The organism is Nostocoides veronense (assembly GCF_039531185.1).
Classification (GTDB): Bacteria; Actinomycetota; Actinomycetes; order Actinomycetales; family Dermatophilaceae; genus Nostocoides_A; species Nostocoides_A veronense.
This window is the reverse complement of record NZ_BAAAPO010000001.1, coordinates 68,764-87,145: the sequence shown is the minus strand read 5'-3', so window position 1 is coordinate 87,145 and position 18,382 is coordinate 68,764. Positions and strand designations below refer to the sequence as shown.

The following is an 18,382-nucleotide window of genomic DNA, read 5'->3' as shown; positions in this document are numbered from 1 at the left end:
CGGAGCCAGCGGTTAGGGTCACGGACTATGGCTCAGCTACACCGGCGGTCCCGGATCCGCGAGAGCAATATCTCTGCCCTGAGCGACGAGCGGCTCAGGGCACGGTTCGCGGCGATCCGCGCAGAATTTGAGGTGCCGGAGGGTTTTCCGGAGCCGGTGCTGGCGGAAGCCGAGCACGTTGCCTCGGCGCCGCTGGACTGGCCGGACCGGGACGAGACCGCAGTTCCCTTCTTGACCATCGACCCGCCCGGATCGATGGACCTGGATCAGGCGATGCACATCGAGCCGATCGACGAGGGCTTCCGAGTGCGCTACGCGATCGCCTATCTGCCGGCCTTCGTGGCACCGGGAGGCGCTATCGACACCGAGGCTCACACGCGAGGGCAGACGATCTACTCCCCGGATGTGCGCACCCCGCTGCACCCGCCGCAGGTCAGCGAGGGCGCGGCGAGCCTGCTCCCGGGGCAGGTGCGGGCGGCATACGTCTGGGACATGACGGTGGGCTCCGACGGGGAGGGCACGGAGGTCACCGTCTATCGCGCGCTGGTGCGCAGCGTTGACCGCTTCGACTATGCGCAGGTGCAGGAGTTGCTGGACGGCGGCACCGATGACAGCCGGCTGCGCGGACTGCGCGCGGTGGGTCGGGCCCGGATCGCTTTCGAGCAGCGGCGCGGTGGTGCGAGTCTGCCGATGCCCGAGCAGGAGGTCACCACCGATGACTCCGGCGCCGTCGTGCTTGGCTTCCGGCCGCCGTTGGAGGTCGAGGAGTGGAATGCCCAGATCTCGCTGATGACCGGGATGGCCGCCGCCGAACTGATGGTCGGGGCCAAGGTCGGAATCCTGCGCACGCTGCCCGCACCCCGGCCGGAGGCGATCGAGCGCTTCCGTCGCGAGGCCAAGGCGCTGGGCGTCGAGTGGCATGACGACCAGCCGTATGGCGAATTCCTGCGCGGCTTGGATCGCACGAACCCCAAGCATTTGGCGCTGATCTATGACGCGACGGGCTTGTTCCGGGGCTCTGCGTATGCCGCCTTCGACGGCCAGGTGCCGGACAATCCCGAGCACGGTGCGCTGGCCTCGATTTATGCGCACGTTACGGCGCCGCTGCGCCGATTGGTCGACCGTTATGGCCTCGCGGTGTCGGAGGCGATCTCGTCGGGGCAGACGATCCCTGAGTGGGCAAGGGCGGGACTCGCCGAGCTGCCGGACATCATGGCGCGCACCAGCCGGACGGCCAATGGCGTCGAGCGCGCCTGCACCGATGCCGTTGAGGCGGCCGTGCTCAGCCAACGAATCGACGAGGAATTCGAGGCCGTGGTTGTCGACAACAGCGAGCACGGCCGCTGGCTCATTCAACTCACCGACCCCGCCGTCATCGCGGCGGCCTCGACCAAGGTGCGGATCGACAATGGCGATATCGTCACCGCGCGCCTCGTCAAAGCCGAGGTCGAGGCGGGCGAGGTCCGCTTCGAGGTCCTCGAGCGGCGCGGCGCGCTCACCTGAGCCCGCGGGCGGGCGCGCACCCGGGCGGCATACCCGGAGTGGCCAGCACGGCATACACTCTGCGGCGGGAAGAGTCGGCCAGACGGTCGCGTTCCGTGGCCCTCGTCGGCCACGGGCCGAGGAACGTCCGGACTCCACAGGGCACGGTGGTGGCTAACGGCCACCCGGGGCGACCCGCGGGACAGTGCCACAGAGAGCAGACCGCCTCATCGCGTGCGGTGAGGTAAGGGTGAAAGGGTGGTGTAAGAGACCACCAGCGGCCTGGGTGACCAGGTCGGCTCGGTAAACCCCACCGGGAGCAAGCCCAGATATGCGTGCGTTCGACGGCGGCCCGCCGGAGCACGCGGGTAGGGCGCTCGAGCCCGTCGGCAACGGCGGGCCTAGATGGATGACCGTCACCGCGCGCAGAGCAATCGGCGCGCGGCACAGAATCCGGCGTACCGGTCGGCTCTTCCCACCACCCCGGCGCCGCAGCTTGCCGACCTATATTGGGCGCCATGATGCTGACCCACCTCGGGCACTCGTGCGTCCTGGTTGAACTCGCGGACACCCGACTGCTGATCGACCCAGGTGTCTTCACATCGAACCTGAGCGCCGCCACCGACCTGGATGCGGTGATCATCACCCACCAGCATCCCGACCATCTCGACCAAGCTCGGCTCCCGGAGCTGATGACGGCGAACCCGCGAGCTCGCCTGATCGCCGACCCCGAGTCGCTGACGGTTCTCCGGGGCTTGGGCCTCGACGCCAGCGGCCATGACGAGGGCACGGCCATGATTGGTGGGGTGACGGTGACGCCGGTCGGCCGGCAGCACGCGGTCATCAACCCGGCCCTGCCGGTCATCACCAATGTCGGGGTGCGGCTCTCGGCGCCGGGTGAGCCGTCGATCTACCACCCGGGCGACACGCTCGCGGAGGACCCGGGTGCGGTGGACGTCTTGCTCTTCCCGCTCAATGCGCCGTGGCAGGCCAGCCAGGAGATGACGGCCTTCATCGGCCGGATCGGCGCGCGCCAGGCGGTGCCGATCCACGACGGACTGCTACGCCCGAACGGCCGGGCCATCTACCTCCAGCACGCCCGCGACTTCGGCCATCCCGACACCGAGATCATCGATCTGGCCGGCGAAGGCCAGCACACCGTGCGCCTCGACTGAGCTGCCGTGTCTGGTCTGCCAGTCGATGCGGACAGCATTCGCGAACGGGGACCGGGCGTCGTGGCCGCACGCTTCGTCGCGGGCCGGCTCGCTCGCCGTGGTCGTGTTCTGGTCGTCGGTGCGGGCGAGGGTCTGGCGGCTACGGCCCTGAGCCGGGCCGGTTTCGCTGTCGTCGGGGTCGAGGACGATCCAATGCTCGTGGCTGCCGCGCGCGCCCGCGACGCCCTGACGACGTGGGTTGCCGGGGCCGACGGAAAGGTCGCCCTCACCGGCACCCGATTCGATTCCGCACTGCTCGGTGAAGAGTGGATCCTCGCTCGCCGGCCGGGCGAACTTGCGTCTCGGCTGGCGAGCGTGGCACGCCACGTGCGCTCTGGGGCGGAGCTCGTTGCCGGCCTCCCCACGCGGGCGACGGACTCCTCGGACGCGCTGGCGCTCGCGACCTATGACCGGGCCGCCCTGGTCGCCGGACTCAGCTATGCGGCGCGCTTCGGGGACTGGGTCGGCACGGCATACCACCCGGGTTTGCCCTTCGCGGTCTCGGTGCACCGGCAGCCCTGAGTGTTCCACGGTGTGGAACGTCATAGACCAGCGCTTTGGTGCAGGACTTAGGTGACCCTAAGCTCATGGTGTGGGCAAGTCGAAGACCATCCGGGCCAAGGGCAAGTGCTGCAAGGACAAGCCGCGCTGCAAGAAGTGCCCGGTGACGCTCAAGAGGCTGGCCGAAGCGGGGCTTTACCGGCGGCTCGACAAGCGGTCGTTCGAGATCCTCAGCACCCCGGACAGCAAGGCTCTCAAGCTCGCCCGCGTGCGCTGAGGTCTACCAGCTGTCGCCGGACGAGGCGCTTCCGCGCTCTTCCCACTCGGCGTCCTCTTTGTCCCATTCCTTGGTCTTCGCCGCTGCGATCTCGAGCGCTTTGGCGGCTTCTTCCTGGCTCTCATAGGGACCCATCAGGTCATCGCCCGGACCCTTGGTGTCGTCGCTCTCGACGGTGCCGCTGACGACGTTGTACCAAAAAGCCATGGGGCCTCCTTCGCTCGTCTCGCGCGCCCACGCGCGATGCCTAGACTCCACCGTATGCCGTTGACCTACGAGAGTGTGGCGCCGGGCGTGATCTCTGCGCGCCGGCCGGTGCCCGCCGCCATCCCCCGCCCGGAGTATGTCGATCGCCCCGCCCCCGCGAAGTACACCGGGCCCGAGGTCAAGGACGCCGAGACGATCGAGCGGATGCGCATCGCGGGGCGCATCGCGGCGCAGGCGATGGCCGCGGCGGCGGCCATCATCGAACCCGGCGTCACGACCGACGAGATCGACCGTGTTGGTCATGAGTTTCTGCTTGACCATGGTGCCTATCCGTCGACGCTGGGCTATCGCGGCTTCCCCAAGTCGTTGTGTACTTCCGTCAACGAGGTTGTCTGCCACGGCATCCCGGACAGCCGGCGCCTCGAAGACGGGGACATCGTCAATATCGACATCACGGCCTTCATCCACGGAGTGCACGGGGACACGGACGCGACCTATTTCGTCGGAGATGTCGATGAGGAGTCCCGGCTGCTGGTGGAGCGCACGCACGAGGCGATGATGCGCGGTATCAAGGCCGCGCAGCCCGGCCGGGCCATCAACATCATCGGCCGGGTCATCGAGAGTTATGCCCGCCGCTTCGGCTATGGCGTGGTGCGCGACTTCACCGGCCACGGGATCGGCACGGCCTTCCACTCCGGGCTGATCGTTCCGCACTATGACGCGGCCCCGGCATACGCCACCCTCATCGAGCCGGGCATGACCTTCACCATCGAGCCGATGCTCAACCTCGGCACGCACGAGTGGCAGATGTGGCCTGACAACTGGACCGTGGTGACCAAGGACCGGGCCCGCTCGGCCCAGTTCGAGCACACGATCCTGATCACCGAGCGCGGCAACGAGATCCTCACCCTGCCCTGAGCTTTCCGTTTCGCGCGGGGGACCGCTGCGATGCCAATGCCTGCCGCCCGACCGATTGCCCCGCATACCCACCGGCGTGCCGGGGCGCTATTGGCATAGCGCAGGGCTCACGACGCCCGGTCCCGCAGGTATGGCGAGTCGTCCGGGATAGCGGGTAGCGGTCGGCCGTCCTCGGTGGCGAGCCACGTAAGCAGCACCCAGCGCACCCACTCTGGGTGCTGCATGACGTCAATCCACACGAACCGAAGCACGCGATACCCGTACGCGCCCATCTCGGTGTACCGCCGCGCGTCCCGAACGAAGCCTGCCCGGGTGCCGTGGTGTTCGTAGCCGTCAGCCTCGATGACGAGTCGGCGGGCGCGATCGAGCAGGTCGACGATGGCGTAGAGCCCCGGTTCCGCGATGGTCTGCTGTGGAGCGAGATCGAGGCCGGGAATGTCCATAGTGATCGCCCGCACGACGGATTCGAATGGATTAGCGGCTCGCCCATCAGCCGCCGCGCACACGCGACGCACCCTGCTCGCGCCCGGACCACGTGCGGTGAGACCGGCCGCCTGAAGCTCGGCCTGCGACACCATCCCTGAACGCACGGCGGAGTCGGCGACCGCCAGGGCCTCGTCGAAGGGCAGCGCTCGCGCACAGTCGATGACCGTCCGCAGGGGCGCCGTGACACCGGCGGCACGTTCGGCTTCGGTCAGGTGGGCGCGGCCGACGTGGGCTGCCGACGCCCGCAAGGATGTCGGAATGGGCCGCCCCGCCGTGACCAGCAGCCACGGCCGTGTGGGAGCCAGTTTTATCTTCCAACCGTGCTCCAGCGCTGCACTGAGGTGGGAGAGCACCGCTTGGTGCGCATGGGCGATGGCCGGGTGGGTGCGCACTTGCGGGACGGCATACCGGCCCCGAGCGGGGCGCACGATTGTGCCATTGCCCACGGCGTGCCGGATCGCCTTGCGCGAGTGGTGTTTTCGCAACTCTCGGGCGTCGGCGAATCCACCCAGGCGCTCAAGAGTTTCGACCACTGACATGCGTCAGAGCCTGCCCGCGGCCACCCACTTCGTCCACGCGGCCGATCTGCGGGTTGTGGATAACCCGGCAGCGGGGGCCGCTGGGATGCCAAAGCCAGGCACCCCACCCGGGTGCCCCGCATACGAACGGGCGTGCCGGACGCTATTGGCATAGCGCAGGGCTCACTCGAGGAAGGAGTGCTCCTCGGCGGGGAAGGTGCCGGCGGCGACCTCGGCGGCATACGCCTTGGCGGCGTCGCCGAGGGTGGTGCGCAGGTCCGCATACTTCTTGACGAACCGGGGGGCGCGGCCGCCGCGCAGGCCGGCCATGTCCTGCCAGACGAGCACCTGGGCGTCACAGTCGGGCCCGGCGCCGATGCCGATCGTGGGGATCCGCAGCGCGCGGGTGACCTCGGCGGCCGCCGGAGCGGGCACCATCTCCATGACCACGGCGAAGCAACCGGCGGCCTCGAGCGCCAGCGCATCCGCCATCAGCTTTTCCGCGCCCGCGCCGCGGCCCTGGACCTTGTAGCCACCAAGCACGTGCTCGCTCTGCGGGGTGAACCCGATGTGCCCCATCACGGGTATGCCGGCACGCACGAGCAGTTCGACCTCGGGGACCATCGGTGCCCCGCCTTCGAGCTTCACGGCGTGCGCGAGCCCCTCCTTCATAAAGCGGGTCGCGGTCGCGAGCGCTTGCTGGGGGCTGGCCTGATAGGAGCCGAACGGCAGATCGGCGACGACCATCGCGCGCTTGGCGGCGCTCGTCACGGCCCGGCATAGCGGCACCAGGTGATCGACGGTGACCGGCACGGTGGTCTCGAAGCCATAGACGTTATTTCCTGCGGAGTCGCCCACGAGCAGCACGGGAATGCCGGCCTCGTCGAAGATTTCCGCCGAGTACATGTCGTATGCCGTGAGCATCGCCCACTTCTGCCCGTCCTGCTTCAGCTGCATCAGGTGCGGAATGCGAACGCGCCGTTGGGGCGCGGCCTGGGCACCGGTGCCGTAGGGAGCGGTCGTCTCGGGGGCAGGGCTCTGGCTCATGGCCTGATCGTATGCCGCGGCCTCCGACGACGGAGGAGTTCCGGTTGCTGTGGTGCGTTACCAAATCGTGATGCAGATTCTCCGGCGTAAACGGCGACGGACAAGAAATTGACCCCGATGGAACCTACCCAGGGAACGGTATTCGTGCTTGCCTAACCCCTGGGTCGCCCGATCGGCGGCTCGAAATCTGCGCTAGTGCAAACCGGGAGGAAACACGTGAGGAAGCGTCACGTCGGAGCAGTGTCAGGGATTGCCGTTGCGGCAGTCGCCTTGGCGATGGCTCCGAGCACCGCTCAGGCCGGGCCCAGCCCCGCGCCCGCAGGGCCCGATGGGGCCATCAAGTTCCGTCAGGGCGGCGACAGCCTGCCCAACCCGCTCGCGGACCGGGCCGCTAAGTTGCGGCAGGATGCCGTCGCCAAACTGCTCAGCGGCGAAGCGACCCTTGAGGGCAGCGGAGCCAATCGAACCATCAAGATCCCGGGCTCCACGGCGCCCGAGGCGCGCGGCACCGCAGCGGAGAAGGGCCGCTGGGTGTGGTACCCGACCAACCGGGAGGAGACGATCTTCTCGATCCTCACCGACTTCGGAAACAAGACCATGGCCGGCACGAGCTCGACGCCTGGGCCGATGCACAACGAGATCCCGATGCCCGACCGCAACTGGGACGGCAGCGCGACGGACAACAACAGCACGTACTGGGTTAAGGACTTCAACCGCGCCCACTACATGAACATGATGTTCGGTGCTGGCGAGTCCTTCCGCGACTTCTATCTCAAGCAATCGCAGGGGCGCTTCCTGGCCAAGGGCGATGTCTCCAACTGGGTCAAGGTGCCCTACAACGAGGCGCGCTACGGCAGCAACGAGATCAGCGAGGCCGACGGCTACTGGAACTACATCAAGGACACCGGCAACTCCTGGTACGCCTCGCAGAAGGCGATGGGCAAGACCGACGCCCAGATCAAGGCCTACGTCTCGCAGTTCGACAAGGTCGACCGTTACGACTACGACGGCGATGGCGTCTACAACGAGCCCGACGGCTATATCGACCACTTCCAGGCCATCCACGCCGGTGAGGGCGAAGAGGCCGGCGGCGGCGCTCAGGGCACGGATGCCATCTGGAGCCACCGGTGGTACGCCTTCTCCACCGACTATGGCGTGACCGGCCCGGCCATGAACAAGGCCGGTGGCACCCAGATCGGCAACACCGGCATCTGGATTGGTGACTACACCACCGAGCCCGAGAATGGTGGCCTCGGTGTCTTCGCGCACGAGTTCGGTCACGACCTCGGCCTGCGGGACTACTACGACACCGCCGACGGCACGGGCATGGGCAACAGCACCGCCTTCTGGACGCTGATGTCCTCGGGTTCGTGGCTCAACCGTGGCAAGGACTCCATCGGCACCACCCCCGGCTACATGGGTCCGCACGAGAAGCTGCTCCTCGGCTGGCTGGACTACAAGCTGGTCATGCACGGCAGCAACACCGACCTCAAGCTTGGCATCGCCAACAAGGACGCGCTCAACATGCCGCAGGCGCTCGCGATCCTGCTGCCGAAGCGCACCCACACCGAGGTCTACAACAAGCCGTATGCCGGGTCCTACGAGTGGTGGACCGGCTCGGGTGACAGCCTCCAGAACACTCTGACTCGCAGCCTGGACCTGACCGGCGCCAGCACGGCCTCGCTCAGCGCGATGCTGTGGGCCGAGATCGAAGAGGACTACGACTACCTCTACGCCGAGGCCTCTACTGATGGTGGCAAGTCGTGGAAGCAGGTGTGGTCCTACACCGGCGAGAATCCCACGTGGGCTCCGATCAGCATCAACCTCGGTGCCTACGCGGGCAAGAAGATCGACTTCCGCTTCCGCTACGGCACTGACGGTGGTCTGGCGCTGGCCGGTGGCTTCCTCGACAACATCGTTGTCAAGAAGGGCTCGACGACCGTGCTGTCCGATGGCGCCGAGAATGGCGACAACGGCTGGATCGCCGACGGCTTCAAGCGCACGACGGGCACCGAGAAGGTCGAGTCGACGAACTACTACCTGGCCGAGAACCGTGTCTATGACGGCTACGACCGGACCCTACGCACCGGTCCGTACAACTTCGGTTGGGGCAACACCAAGCCGGACTGGGTGGAGCGCTTCCCGTTCCAGAACGGTCTGCTGGTGTGGTACATCGACAACTACTACGCCGACAACAACACCTACGCCCACCCGGGTGAAGGTTTCGCCCTCCCGGTCGACGTCCACCCCGAGCTGATGGAAATCGGTGGTAGCCCGATCACCAACCGCCGCAGCTCCTTCGATGCCACCTTCGGTGTCGAAAAGACCGATGTGGTCACCCTGCACAAGAATGGCGTTGCCAAGACGTGGCCGGCCCGCATGGGCGTTCGCACCTTCGACGACTCCAACCCGAACCGCTACTGGAGCGCGGGCAACCCGCAGAACTCCGTGAAGGTCGCCGGCACCGGCACCAAGATCACGGTGGCGAAGTCCAACTCCCGCGGCTGGGTGCTCGACCTGCAGGTTCGCTTCACCAAGTAACACCCCGATGACCGCTGGCGGACTCGTTCGCTGACGGATCGTCATACCGGCGGGGCCCGGGATGCCAAGCGCATCCCGGGCCCCGTCGCCTGTCCTGACCAGCCGCGGTTAACAGCGGCGTAACACGCGTGCGATTGGATCGCCCCATGGATCGTCAGCAGGAGTTCGTCCTGCGCACCATCGAAGAGCGAGACATCCGATTCGTGCGCCTGTGGTTCACCGATGTGCTGGGCACCCTGAAATCGGTGGCCATCGCGCCCGCCGAACTCGAGGGTGCCTTCGCCGAGGGGATCGGCTTCGACGGCTCGGTCATCGAAGGCTTCGCGCGCGTCTTCGAGTCGGACATGCTGGCCAAGCCCGACCCGGCCACCTTCCAGGTGCTGCCCTGGCGGGGAGAGCATCCGGGCACGGCGCGGATGTTCTGCGACATCATGACGCCGGACGGTACGCCGAGCATCGCCGATCCGCGCAATGTGCTCAAGCGCGCGCTGTCACGCTGCACCGACATGGGGTATTCCTTCTACACCCACCCCGAGATCGAGTTCTTCCTGTTGAAGAAGGCGTATGACGCGGGCACCCGGCCCGAGCCCATCGACCATGCCGGCTATTTCGACCACGTCCCCAAGGGCGTCGGTCATGACTTCCGCCGGACTGCGATCTCGCTCTTGGAGTCCGTCGGTATTTCGGTCGAGTTCAGCCACCATGAGGGTGCGCCGGGACAGAACGAGATCGACCTGCGTTATGCGGACGCGCTGACGACCAGCGACAACATCATGACCTTCCGAACCATCATCAAGGAGGTCGCCTTCGAGCGGGGGATCTACGCGACCTTCATGCCGAAGGTCTTCGCCGAGCACCCCGGCTCCGGGATGCACACGCATATGTCGCTCTTCGAGGGCGATGCCAACGCCTTCTACGAGCCCGGAGCGCCCTACCAACTCTCCGAGGTCGCACGCCAGTTCATCGCCGGCATCCTGCGCCATGGCGCCGAGATCACGGCGGTCACCAACCAGTGGGTGAACTCCTACAAGCGGCTCTGGGGCGGCGGCGAGGCGCCGGCCCACCTCACGTGGGGTCACAACAACACCTCGGCGATGATCCGCGTGCCGATGTACAAGCCACTTAAAGGCCAGTCCAGCCGCATCGAAGTGCGATCCCTCGACCCGGCGTGCAATCCCTATCTTGCGTATGCCGTGCTGCTCTCCGCCGGCCTCAAGGGCATCGAGCAGGGCTATGAGTTGCCGCCCGAGGCCGAGGAGGACGTCTGGAGCCTCACCGGCGGCGAGCGGCGCGCGCTCGGCATCGACGCTCTGCCCAGCTCGCTGCACGAGGCCATCACGGTGATGGAGCGCAGCGAGTTGGTCGCCGAGACGCTCGGCGAGCACGTCTTCGACTTCTTCTTGCGCAACAAGCGCCGCGAGTGGGAGGACTACCGCCGCCAGGTGACCGAGTTCGAGCTGGAGCGCTACCTCAACCGGCTGTAATCACTCTGGGTTCGGCTCCTGGCTGAGTTCTCTGGGTTCGGCTCATCCTCCCCCCGTGGTGTCGGCTCGTTCCTCGCCGTCCCCGCTCGCGTTCCTCGCCGTCCCCGCTCGGGGCATCGTCGGCCGAACCGCCGCACCTGCTCCCGGCATCGTCGGCCGACCCGGAGTCCGCTCGCGGACAACCACCCTCTCCCGGGTCGGGATAGGTTTTGGGGTATGCGGGAACGCGTCGAATCTGCGAGCGCCGCCTTCGCGCGGCTGGGCTTCGCTGACCCGGCTAAGGCGCAGCGGCTGGTGACCGATCCGGCACTCGCGGGGCTCATCGACCCGCTCGACGCAGACTTCGAGGATGGCGTCATCGAAGCGCTCGGTGAGGTCGCCGACCCCGACCTCGCGCTGCTCGCGCTCGTCCGGCTCATGGAGGCCCTGCGGGCACGCATCGGCGCCAATCCCGACGACGAAACCCTCGGCAAGGAGCTTCCCGCCCTCATCGCCACCCTGCGGGGCCCCAGCATCGGCCGGCAGCGACTCCTTGCCGTCCTCGGCGCCTCGATCACCCTCGGCGATCACCTCGTGGCCCATCCCGAGCACTGGCGCAGCGTCGCCGAGTCCCAACCTCGCACCCGGCAACAGCGGGTCGACCGACTTGTCAACCGCGTCACCGCACCACCCGATGGCCTGAGCCCCGACGACGCCCTCCGCGTCTATTACCGCCGCGGCCTGCTCGGGATCGCGGCCCTCGACCTGATCGCCCCGGACCCGCTCGACAAACTCCCGGACACCGCTGCCGCGCTCGCCGACCTCGCCGAGGCAGCCCTCGAAGGCGCGCTCGTCATCGCCCAGAACGAAGCCCCCCAGGACGCGGCCGCCTGCCGTCTGACCGTGATCGCCATGGGCAAGACGGGCGGCCGTGAGCTCAACTACATCTCCGATGTCGACGTCATCTTCGTCGCCGAACCCACGGACGGCACCAGCGAACAGGAGGCCATCGCCGCGGCCAGCCGCCTCGCCATGCGCCTGATGACCGCCTGCTCCGCCTCCACCGCCCACGGCACCCTCTGGCCGGTCGACGCGGCCCTGCGGCCCGAGGGCAAGAACGGCCCGCTCGTGCGGACCATCGCCTCGCACAAGGCCTATTACGAGCGGTGGGCCAAGACCTGGGAGTTCCAAGCCCTGCTCAAAGCCCGCGTGGTGGCCGGCGACCGGGAGGTCGGGGCGGCATACCTCGAGGCTGTGTCCCCGATGGTCTGGGAGGCGGCCTCCCGCGACAACTTCGTCGACGACGTCCAGGCGATGCGCCGCCGCGTCGAGGCGCACATCCCCAACGCCGAGGCCGACCGGCAACTCAAACTCGGCCCCGGCGGTCTGCGCGATATCGAGTTCAGCGTCCAACTCCTCCAGCTTGTCCACGGCCGCACCGACGCGCGCATCCACTCGGGCACCACTCTCGACGCGCTCGCCGCACTCTCGGAGTTCGGGTATGTCGGGCGCGACGACGCCGCGCAACTTTCGGCGGCATACCGGCTGCTCCGCACCCTGGAGCACCGGATCCAGCTGCTGCGGCTGCGGCGCACCCATCTGATGCCGACCTCGCCGGCCGAGCTTCGCCGCCTGGGCCGCGCTCTCGGTCACCGCCAGGACCCCGCGAATGCCGTTCTCGCAGAATGGAAGACGCAAGCCCGCGAGGTCCGCCGACTGCACGAGCGGCTCTTCTATCGCCCGCTGCTCAATGCCGTCGCGCGCCTGGGCACCGACGAGGTTCGCCTCACGCCCGAGGCGGCCAAGGAACGCCTGAGCGCGCTCGGTTTCCGCGACCCCGCGGGTGCCCTGCGCCATCTGGAGGCGCTCACCGAGGGGCTCTCTCGGCGGGCCGCGATCCAACGTCACCTGCTGCCCGTCATGCTCGGCTGGTTCGCTGCCGAGGCCGACCCCGATGGCGGGCTGCTCGCCTTCCGCACCGTGAGCGAGGCACTCGATGCCAGCCATTGGTACCTTCGCTTGCTCCGCGACGAACCCGCCGCCGCCGAACAGCTCGCGCGCACCCTGGCCCGCAGCCGGTTCGCCGCGCAGATCCTCATCTCCGCCCCCGAAGCCGTGCAAATCCTCGGTGAGCCCGGGGGAGTGGTGCCGCACTCCCGCGACGACATCGAACGCCGTATGCGGATCGCCATCCAGCACAAGTCGACCCCCGAGGAGGCAGTCGCCGCCGCCCGCCAGGTGCGCCGCGTCGAGTTGTTCCGCATCGCGGTCGCCGATCTCGTCGGGGGCCTTCCCCAACCCGAGGTCGGCCGGGCCCTCTCCGACCTGACCGGCGCGACGATCCAGATCGCGCTGGACGTCGCGATCGATCAAGAACAACGAAGAACCAGTGCCCCGCTGCTGACCGACCTGCTCGTCGTGGGCATGGGCCGCCTTGGTGGCAACGAACTCGGCTACGCCTCGGACGCCGACGTGCTCTTCGTCCACTCACCCCGCGTCGGCGCCGACGAGCACCAAGCGCAGTCCCAAGCGCTCGGCATCGTCAAGGACCTCCAGCGGCTCCTCAGCGTCCCCGGACCCGATCCCGCGATCGGCCTCGACGCCGACTTGCGCCCCGAGGGCAAGAACGGCCCACTCGTGCGCAGCCTCGATTCCTATCGCGCGTACTACGACCGGTGGGCGCTGATCTGGGAAGCCCAGGCCCTCGTCCGCGCCCGCCCGGTCGCCGGTCACGCAGACCTGTCGGCTGCTTTCGTCGACCTCATCGACCCGATTCGCTGGCATGGCGCCGGACTCTCGAGTCAGGACTTGCGCGAGATCCGGCGGCTGAAGGCCCGTATGGAGGCCGAGCGCTTGCCCCGCGGCGCCGATAAGCGCACCCATTTCAAGCTCGGCACCGGCGGGCTCTCCGATGTCGAATGGACGGTCCAGACGCTGCAGATGGAGCACGCGCACAGCTATCCCAGCCTGCGCACCACCTCGACGCTGCCCGCGCTGACCGCCGCCGCCCAGGCCCGGCTCATCTCCAGCGCCGACGCCGCCGATCTCGCCGAGGCCTGGCAGTTCGCGGCGCACGCCCGCAATGCGGCGATGCTCTATCGCGGCCGGCCCGTGGAGTCGATCCCGACCGACGCCCGCGAGGCCGATGGCACGGCCCGGATCATGGGCTTGCCGCCCGGCTCCGGACAGGAACTCGGCGAGGACTATCGCCGCATCGCCCGGCACGCTCGCACCGTCGTCGACCGCGTCTTCTACGACAACCCGCCCGCCTGAAACGCCGGTGAGGTCATCGCGGCAGGCAACCTAGACTGGCCGCCATGATGCAGCGACTGGATCTGCGTGGCCGATCCCTGTCCCTGCGCGAGCTTCGCGAGGGCTTGCCCAGGGCGCAGTTCGATGTCGACGCGGCACTGCATACGGTCGAACCCATCTGCGCAGCGGTCCGCGAGCGCGGCGCCGAAGCGCTCAAAGACTTCGCCGAGCAGTATGACGGGGTGCGCCCCCAGCGCCTGCGCGTCCCCGCCGCCGCGCTCCAGGCCGCGCTGGCCCAGCTCGACCCCGACGTGCGGGCGGCACTGGAGGTCAGCATCGACCGGGCCCGCCGCGTGCACGCCGACCAGGTGCGCACCGCGACCACCACCCAGGTCACCGACGGCGGCACCGTCACCGAGCGCTGGGTGCCCGTCGACCGTGTCGGTCTCTATGTCCCCGGTGGTCGAGCGGTCTATCCGAGCTCGGTGGTCATGAATGTCGTGCCCGCCCAACTCGCCGGCGTCGGCTCCCTCGCGGTCGCGAGCCCCCCGCAAAAGGAAACCACCGGGGAGCTCGCCGGCTACCCCCACCCGAGCATCCTCGCCGCGTGCGCTCTGCTCGGGGTCGAGGAGGTGTATGCCGTGGGCGGCGCCCAAGCGGTCGCCGCACTGGCATACGGCTTCACCGACGGCGAGGACGTCTGCGAACCGGTCAGCCTCGTGACCGGACCGGGCAATATCTATGTTGCCGCCGCCAAGCGGCTGCTCAAGGGCGTCATCGGCATCGACGCCGAAGCTGGCCCGACCGAGATCGCGATCCTCGCCGACGCCGGAGCCGATCCGGAGTATGTCGCGGCCGACCTGATCAGCCAGGCCGAGCACGACCCGCTGGCCGCCTCCGTCCTGGTCACCGACTCTGCGGGGCTCGCCGAGGCCGTGACTGCCGCGGTGGCTCGCCGGGCGGCCGCGACGAAGCACTCCGAGCGAGTCATTGAGGCCCTCACCGGCCCGCAGTCCGCGATCGTCCTCGTCGATGATCTCGAGCAGGGCCTTGCCGTCGTGAATGCGTATGCCGCCGAGCACCTCGAGGTCATCACCTCCGACGCCCCGGCCCTCGCCGCACGCGTCCGCAATGCCGGCGCGATCTTTGTCGGCCCGTACAGCCCGGTCTCGCTCGGCGACTATGCCGCCGGCTCCAATCACGTGCTGCCGACCGGCGGCTGCGCGTGCCACAGCAGTGGGCTGTCCGTGCAGTCTTTCCTGCGCGGGATTCATGTCATCGACTACTCCCGGGAGGCGCTCGCGGAGGTCGCCGCCCATGTCGTCACGCTCGCCCAAGCCGAGGACCTGCCGGCTCACGGCGAGGCCGTAACGGCCCGCTTCGAGACGATGGCGGAGCGCTGAGCTGATGTCCACCGAGAGCCCGTCGAGCGGGCTGCGTGCCCTGCTGCGCGAAGATCTGCGTGCCGAAAAGCCCTATGGCGCACCGCAATTGACGGTCAGCGCCGCGCTGAACACCAACGAAAATTCCTACCCGGTTCCGGATGAGGTGGTCGCCGACATGCTTGCCGAGCTCGGCGAGGCGCTGCCTACCCTCAACCGCTATCCCGATCGGGAGTTCACGTCCCTTCGGGAGGCGCTCTCGGCATACCTCACCCGCAGCGGCACGGCGATCGCCCCCGACCAGGTGTGGGCGGGCAATGGCTCCAATGAGGTGCTGCTGCACCTGCTGCAAGCCTTCGGCGGCCCCGGCAGGCGCGCCATCGGCTTCACGCCGTCCTATTCGATGCACTCGATCATCGCGACCACGACGGGCACGGCGTGGACGTACGGACGTCGCAGCGCTGACCCGGAGCGACTGTTCACCCTCGACGCTGACTCGGTCGCGGCCCAGATCGCCGACGCCGCGCCGCAGCTGGTCTTCATCTGCTCGCCCAACAACCCCACCGGCACCGCGGTCGGCCTCGACGTCATCGAGGCCGCCTATGCAGCAGCCCCCGGCGCCGTGGTCGTCGTCGACGAGGCCTATGCCGAGTTTGCCCGCCCCGGCACCCCGAGCGCCCTGAGCCTGCTCGCCGGCCGCGAGCGGCTCGTCGTCACCCGCACCCTGAGCAAGGCCTTTGCGCTGGCCGGGGGCCGGCTCGGCTATCTCGCCGCCGACCCCGAGCTGGTCGACCTGCTGCGCCTGGTGCGTATGCCGTACCACCTGTCCGCACCCAGCCAGGCGGTCGCGCGGGCCGCGCTGCGGCATACCGACACCATGTTGTCCACGGTCGGTGCGGTGAAGGACCAGCGGGACCGGCTGGTGACTGAACTGACCAGCCTCGGCTATGCGCCAGTGCCCAGCGACGCGAACTTCGTGCTCTTCGGCGGACTGGCCGACGCCGGGCACACCTGGCAGGGCCTGCTCGACCGCGGCGTCTTGGTGCGCGATGTTGGCATCCCGCACTATCTTCGGGTGACGGCCGGAACACCGGCGGAAACCACCGCCTTCCTCGACGCCCTCGCGGCGCTCGGACCGACCCACCGCATCAACTCTGGAGACACGAATTAGCATGGCGCGCAAGGCAACTCGCACCCGCACCACGAGCGAGTCCGACGTCCGGGTGGTCGTCGACCTCGACGGGACGGGGCGTTCGAGCATCAGCACCGGCGTCGGCTTCTACGACCACATGCTCACCGCGCTCGCCAAGCACTCCCTGATCGACCTCGAGATTCAGGCCACCGGCGACCTCCACATCGACGCCCACCACACCGTCGAAGATGTCGCCATCGTGCTCGGTGAAACGCTCGGCGAGGCGCTGGGGGACAAGGCCGGCATCTCGCGTTTCGGCGACGCCACGGTGCCCCTCGATGAGGCCCTGGTGCACGCGGTCGTCGATGTCGCGGGACGGCCATACTGCGTGCACACCGGCGAGCCGGAGGGGCAGGTGTATGTCCTGATCGGCGGGCAGTATGCCGGCAGCCTCACGCAGCACTTCTTCGAGACCATCGCCTTCCGCGCCCAGATCGCCCTGCACATTCGCGTCCTCGCCGGCCGCGACCCGCACCACCTCGTGGAGGCGCAGTTCAAGGCCTTCGCGCGGGCGCTGCGCGCCGCGGTCGCCGTCGACCCGCGGGTCAGCGGTGTGCCGAGCACGAAAGGTGCTCTCTGAGAAGTGAATTCCCGCGGTGACGATTTCACGACAGGTGCCATGGTCGGCAACCTGTTGCTCGTGCGTGCCCGGGTGGATCAGGTCTCGACGTGGGTCGGGAAGGGCCTGGTGGCCGCGCATGTCACGCCGCTGGGTGACTGGACGGCCGTGACCCCGGCACGGGTCAGCGCCAATGCCGCCCCGCCATATGACGATGCCCGCAGCACCCTGGCGGCCCGCCCGCTGAGCACCTCGCTGCGGCCCGCCGTCGGCTTCTTCGTCACCGGCCGGCGCGGCATCGTCGTCGTCTCACCGCCCGGCTGGCGGGCCGTGAAACGTTGGCTGATCTGGGAGCCGGAGGACGGGCCGGTCCGTGCGCCGCGCCTGGCCAATGCTCGCCCTGTCGATCTCGCGACGGTCTCGGGAGTCGGTGGGGCTGGCCTGCCGAGTGTCGTCGCGGCCGTGAAGTCCGCGCACTCGGCGCCGATTGCCTGGCTCGCCGCGGTGCACGCCGCCTTGCGGCTGCCCGGCCACAGCTTGCTGCTCGAGCCGGATGCCCCACGCGGCAAGCTGGTCGAGCCGTCGCCGAAGCGCGTCGCCGCCTTCGACAAGGTCGCCCGCGAGGAGGCGGCGCACCGCGCCGAGGTGGCCGACCCGCCATACCCAGGAACACTCGCATGAGCGCCCCCTCGGTTGTTGTCTTCGACTATGGCTCCGGCAATATCCGCTCCGCCGTCCGGGCCCTGGAACGGGTGGGCGCCGCGGTCACCTTGACCGCCGATCCTGCGGCCGCCCTCGCCTGCGACGGACTGTTCGTGCCCGGCGTCGGCAACTTCCACGCGTGTATGTCCGGCTTGCGCGCCGCCGACGGGCCGCGGATCATCGACATTCGGCTCGCCGGTGGACGGCCGGTGCTCGGCGTCTGCGTGGGCATGCAGGTGATGTTTGACGGCTCCGACGAGCCGAGCATGGCACGCGTCGACGGCATCGGTGAGTGGCCCGGCGTGGTGCGCCGGCTGCCCGCCGAGGTCGTTCCGCATATGGGCTGGAACACCCTGGATGTCGCGCCCGGCTCGCGGCTGTTCGCCGGCGTTGCGGACCAGGCCTTCTATTTCGTGCACTCGTATGCCGCCCTCACCTGGGATCTGCCGCCCGCCGATGGTGCGATGGCCGCCGCCGCGCCGCTGGTCAGCCGCTGCCGCTATGGCACCGACTTCATCGCCGCGGTCGAAAACGGCCCACTATCTGCCACGCAGTTCCATCCGGAGAAGTCCGGCGATGCGGGATTGCAGCTCCTCCAGAATTGGGTGCAATCCCTATGAGTGCGACGCGCAAAACCACCC

16 protein-coding genes and 1 other RNA gene are annotated in these 18,382 nt (G+C 68.6%); 14 read left to right on the top strand and 3 right to left on the bottom strand.

What is annotated here, in order from left to right:
* The first annotated feature begins 27 nt into the window (after positions 1–27).
* The 5 genes from ABD225_RS00425 to ABD225_RS00405 all read left to right on the top strand — a co-directional run bounded on the left by ABD225_RS00425 (position 28) and on the right by ABD225_RS00405 (position 3,474).
* Positions 28–1,503 carry an RNB domain-containing ribonuclease gene (locus tag ABD225_RS00425; RefSeq protein ID WP_344079632.1) on the top strand — a complete coding sequence of 492 codons (1,476 nt, stop codon included), beginning with the start codon at positions 28–30 and terminating at the stop codon, positions 1,501–1,503.
* Between the two features lie 70 nt (positions 1,504–1,573).
* Positions 1,574–1,959, top strand: an RNA gene (gene rnpB, locus ABD225_RS00420) — RNase P RNA component class A.
* A 41-nt stretch (positions 1,960–2,000) separates the two neighbouring features.
* Complete coding sequence (locus ABD225_RS00415; protein WP_344079629.1) at positions 2,001–2,657, top strand: MBL fold metallo-hydrolase; 657 nt, start codon at positions 2,001–2,003, stop codon at positions 2,655–2,657.
* Positions 2,658–2,663: 6 nt separating this feature from the next.
* Complete coding sequence (locus ABD225_RS00410; RefSeq protein WP_344079626.1) at positions 2,664–3,218, top strand: class I SAM-dependent methyltransferase; 555 nt, start codon at positions 2,664–2,666, stop codon at positions 3,216–3,218.
* A 70-nt stretch (positions 3,219–3,288) separates the two neighbouring features.
* A complete protein-coding gene (locus ABD225_RS00405; RefSeq protein ID WP_344079623.1) occupies positions 3,289–3,474 on the top strand; it encodes a hypothetical protein in 186 nt (61 codons plus the stop codon).
* 3 nt (positions 3,475–3,477) lie between these two features.
* Here the strand turns inward: ABD225_RS00405 and ABD225_RS00400 are convergent, their stop codons facing one another.
* Positions 3,478–3,681: a methionine aminopeptidase gene (locus ABD225_RS00400; RefSeq protein ID WP_344079621.1), complete on the bottom strand. Its 204-nt coding sequence runs from the start codon at positions 3,679–3,681 to the stop codon at positions 3,478–3,480.
* Positions 3,682–3,735: 54 nt separating this feature from the next.
* Between ABD225_RS00400 and map the strand changes: the two genes are divergently transcribed.
* Entirely contained in the window at positions 3,736–4,599 is an 864-nt protein-coding gene (map, locus tag ABD225_RS00395; RefSeq protein ID WP_344079619.1) for a type I methionyl aminopeptidase, read from the top strand.
* Positions 4,600–4,706: 107 nt separating this feature from the next.
* Here the strand turns inward: map and ABD225_RS00390 are convergent, their stop codons facing one another.
* Both ABD225_RS00390 and panB read right to left on the bottom strand, forming a co-directional pair.
* Positions 4,707–5,624 (bottom strand): DUF559 domain-containing protein, encoded by a 918-nt coding sequence (locus ABD225_RS00390; RefSeq protein ID WP_344079617.1) that lies wholly within the window; start codon positions 5,622–5,624, stop codon positions 4,707–4,709.
* A gap of 162 nt (positions 5,625–5,786) precedes the next feature.
* Positions 5,787–6,650, bottom strand: a complete 864-nt coding sequence (gene panB / locus ABD225_RS00385; protein ID WP_344079615.1) for a 3-methyl-2-oxobutanoate hydroxymethyltransferase — start codon at positions 6,648–6,650, stop codon at positions 5,787–5,789.
* 216 nt (positions 6,651–6,866) lie between these two features.
* Between panB and ABD225_RS00380 the strand changes: the two genes are divergently transcribed.
* The 8 genes from ABD225_RS00380 (at position 6,867) to hisH (ending at position 18,361) form a co-directional block, all read left to right on the top strand.
* On the top strand, positions 6,867–9,191 hold the full coding sequence (locus ABD225_RS00380) for an immune inhibitor A domain-containing protein (RefSeq protein WP_344079614.1): 2,325 nt from the start codon (positions 6,867–6,869) through the stop codon (positions 9,189–9,191).
* A 146-nt stretch (positions 9,192–9,337) separates the two neighbouring features.
* Entirely contained in the window at positions 9,338–10,675 is a 1,338-nt protein-coding gene (locus ABD225_RS00375; protein ID WP_344079613.1) for a glutamine synthetase family protein, read from the top strand.
* A 216-nt stretch (positions 10,676–10,891) separates the two neighbouring features.
* Positions 10,892–13,927, top strand: a complete 3,036-nt coding sequence (locus tag ABD225_RS00370; protein WP_344079612.1) for a bifunctional [glutamine synthetase] adenylyltransferase/[glutamine synthetase]-adenylyl-L-tyrosine phosphorylase — start codon at positions 10,892–10,894, stop codon at positions 13,925–13,927.
* A 44-nt stretch (positions 13,928–13,971) separates the two neighbouring features.
* Positions 13,972–15,309: a histidinol dehydrogenase gene (gene hisD / locus ABD225_RS00365; RefSeq protein ID WP_344079611.1), complete on the top strand. Its 1,338-nt coding sequence runs from the start codon at positions 13,972–13,974 to the stop codon at positions 15,307–15,309.
* Between the two features lie 4 nt (positions 15,310–15,313).
* On the top strand, positions 15,314–16,459 hold the full coding sequence (locus ABD225_RS00360) for a histidinol-phosphate transaminase (RefSeq protein ID WP_344079610.1): 1,146 nt from the start codon (positions 15,314–15,316) through the stop codon (positions 16,457–16,459).
* A gap of 1 nt (position 16,460) precedes the next feature.
* A complete protein-coding gene (gene hisB, locus ABD225_RS00355) occupies positions 16,461–17,060 on the top strand; it encodes an imidazoleglycerol-phosphate dehydratase HisB (RefSeq protein ID WP_344079609.1) in 600 nt (199 codons plus the stop codon).
* A gap of 39 nt (positions 17,061–17,099) precedes the next feature.
* Positions 17,100–17,720, top strand: coding sequence for a hypothetical protein (locus ABD225_RS00350; protein ID WP_344079607.1), 621 nt, complete (start codon positions 17,100–17,102; stop codon positions 17,718–17,720).
* Positions 17,717–18,361: an imidazole glycerol phosphate synthase subunit HisH gene (gene hisH, locus ABD225_RS00345; RefSeq protein WP_344079605.1), complete on the top strand. Its 645-nt coding sequence runs from the start codon at positions 17,717–17,719 to the stop codon at positions 18,359–18,361. The genes ABD225_RS00350 and hisH overlap by 4 nt, the downstream gene beginning before the upstream one ends.
* Positions 18,362–18,382: the final 21 nt, after the last annotated feature.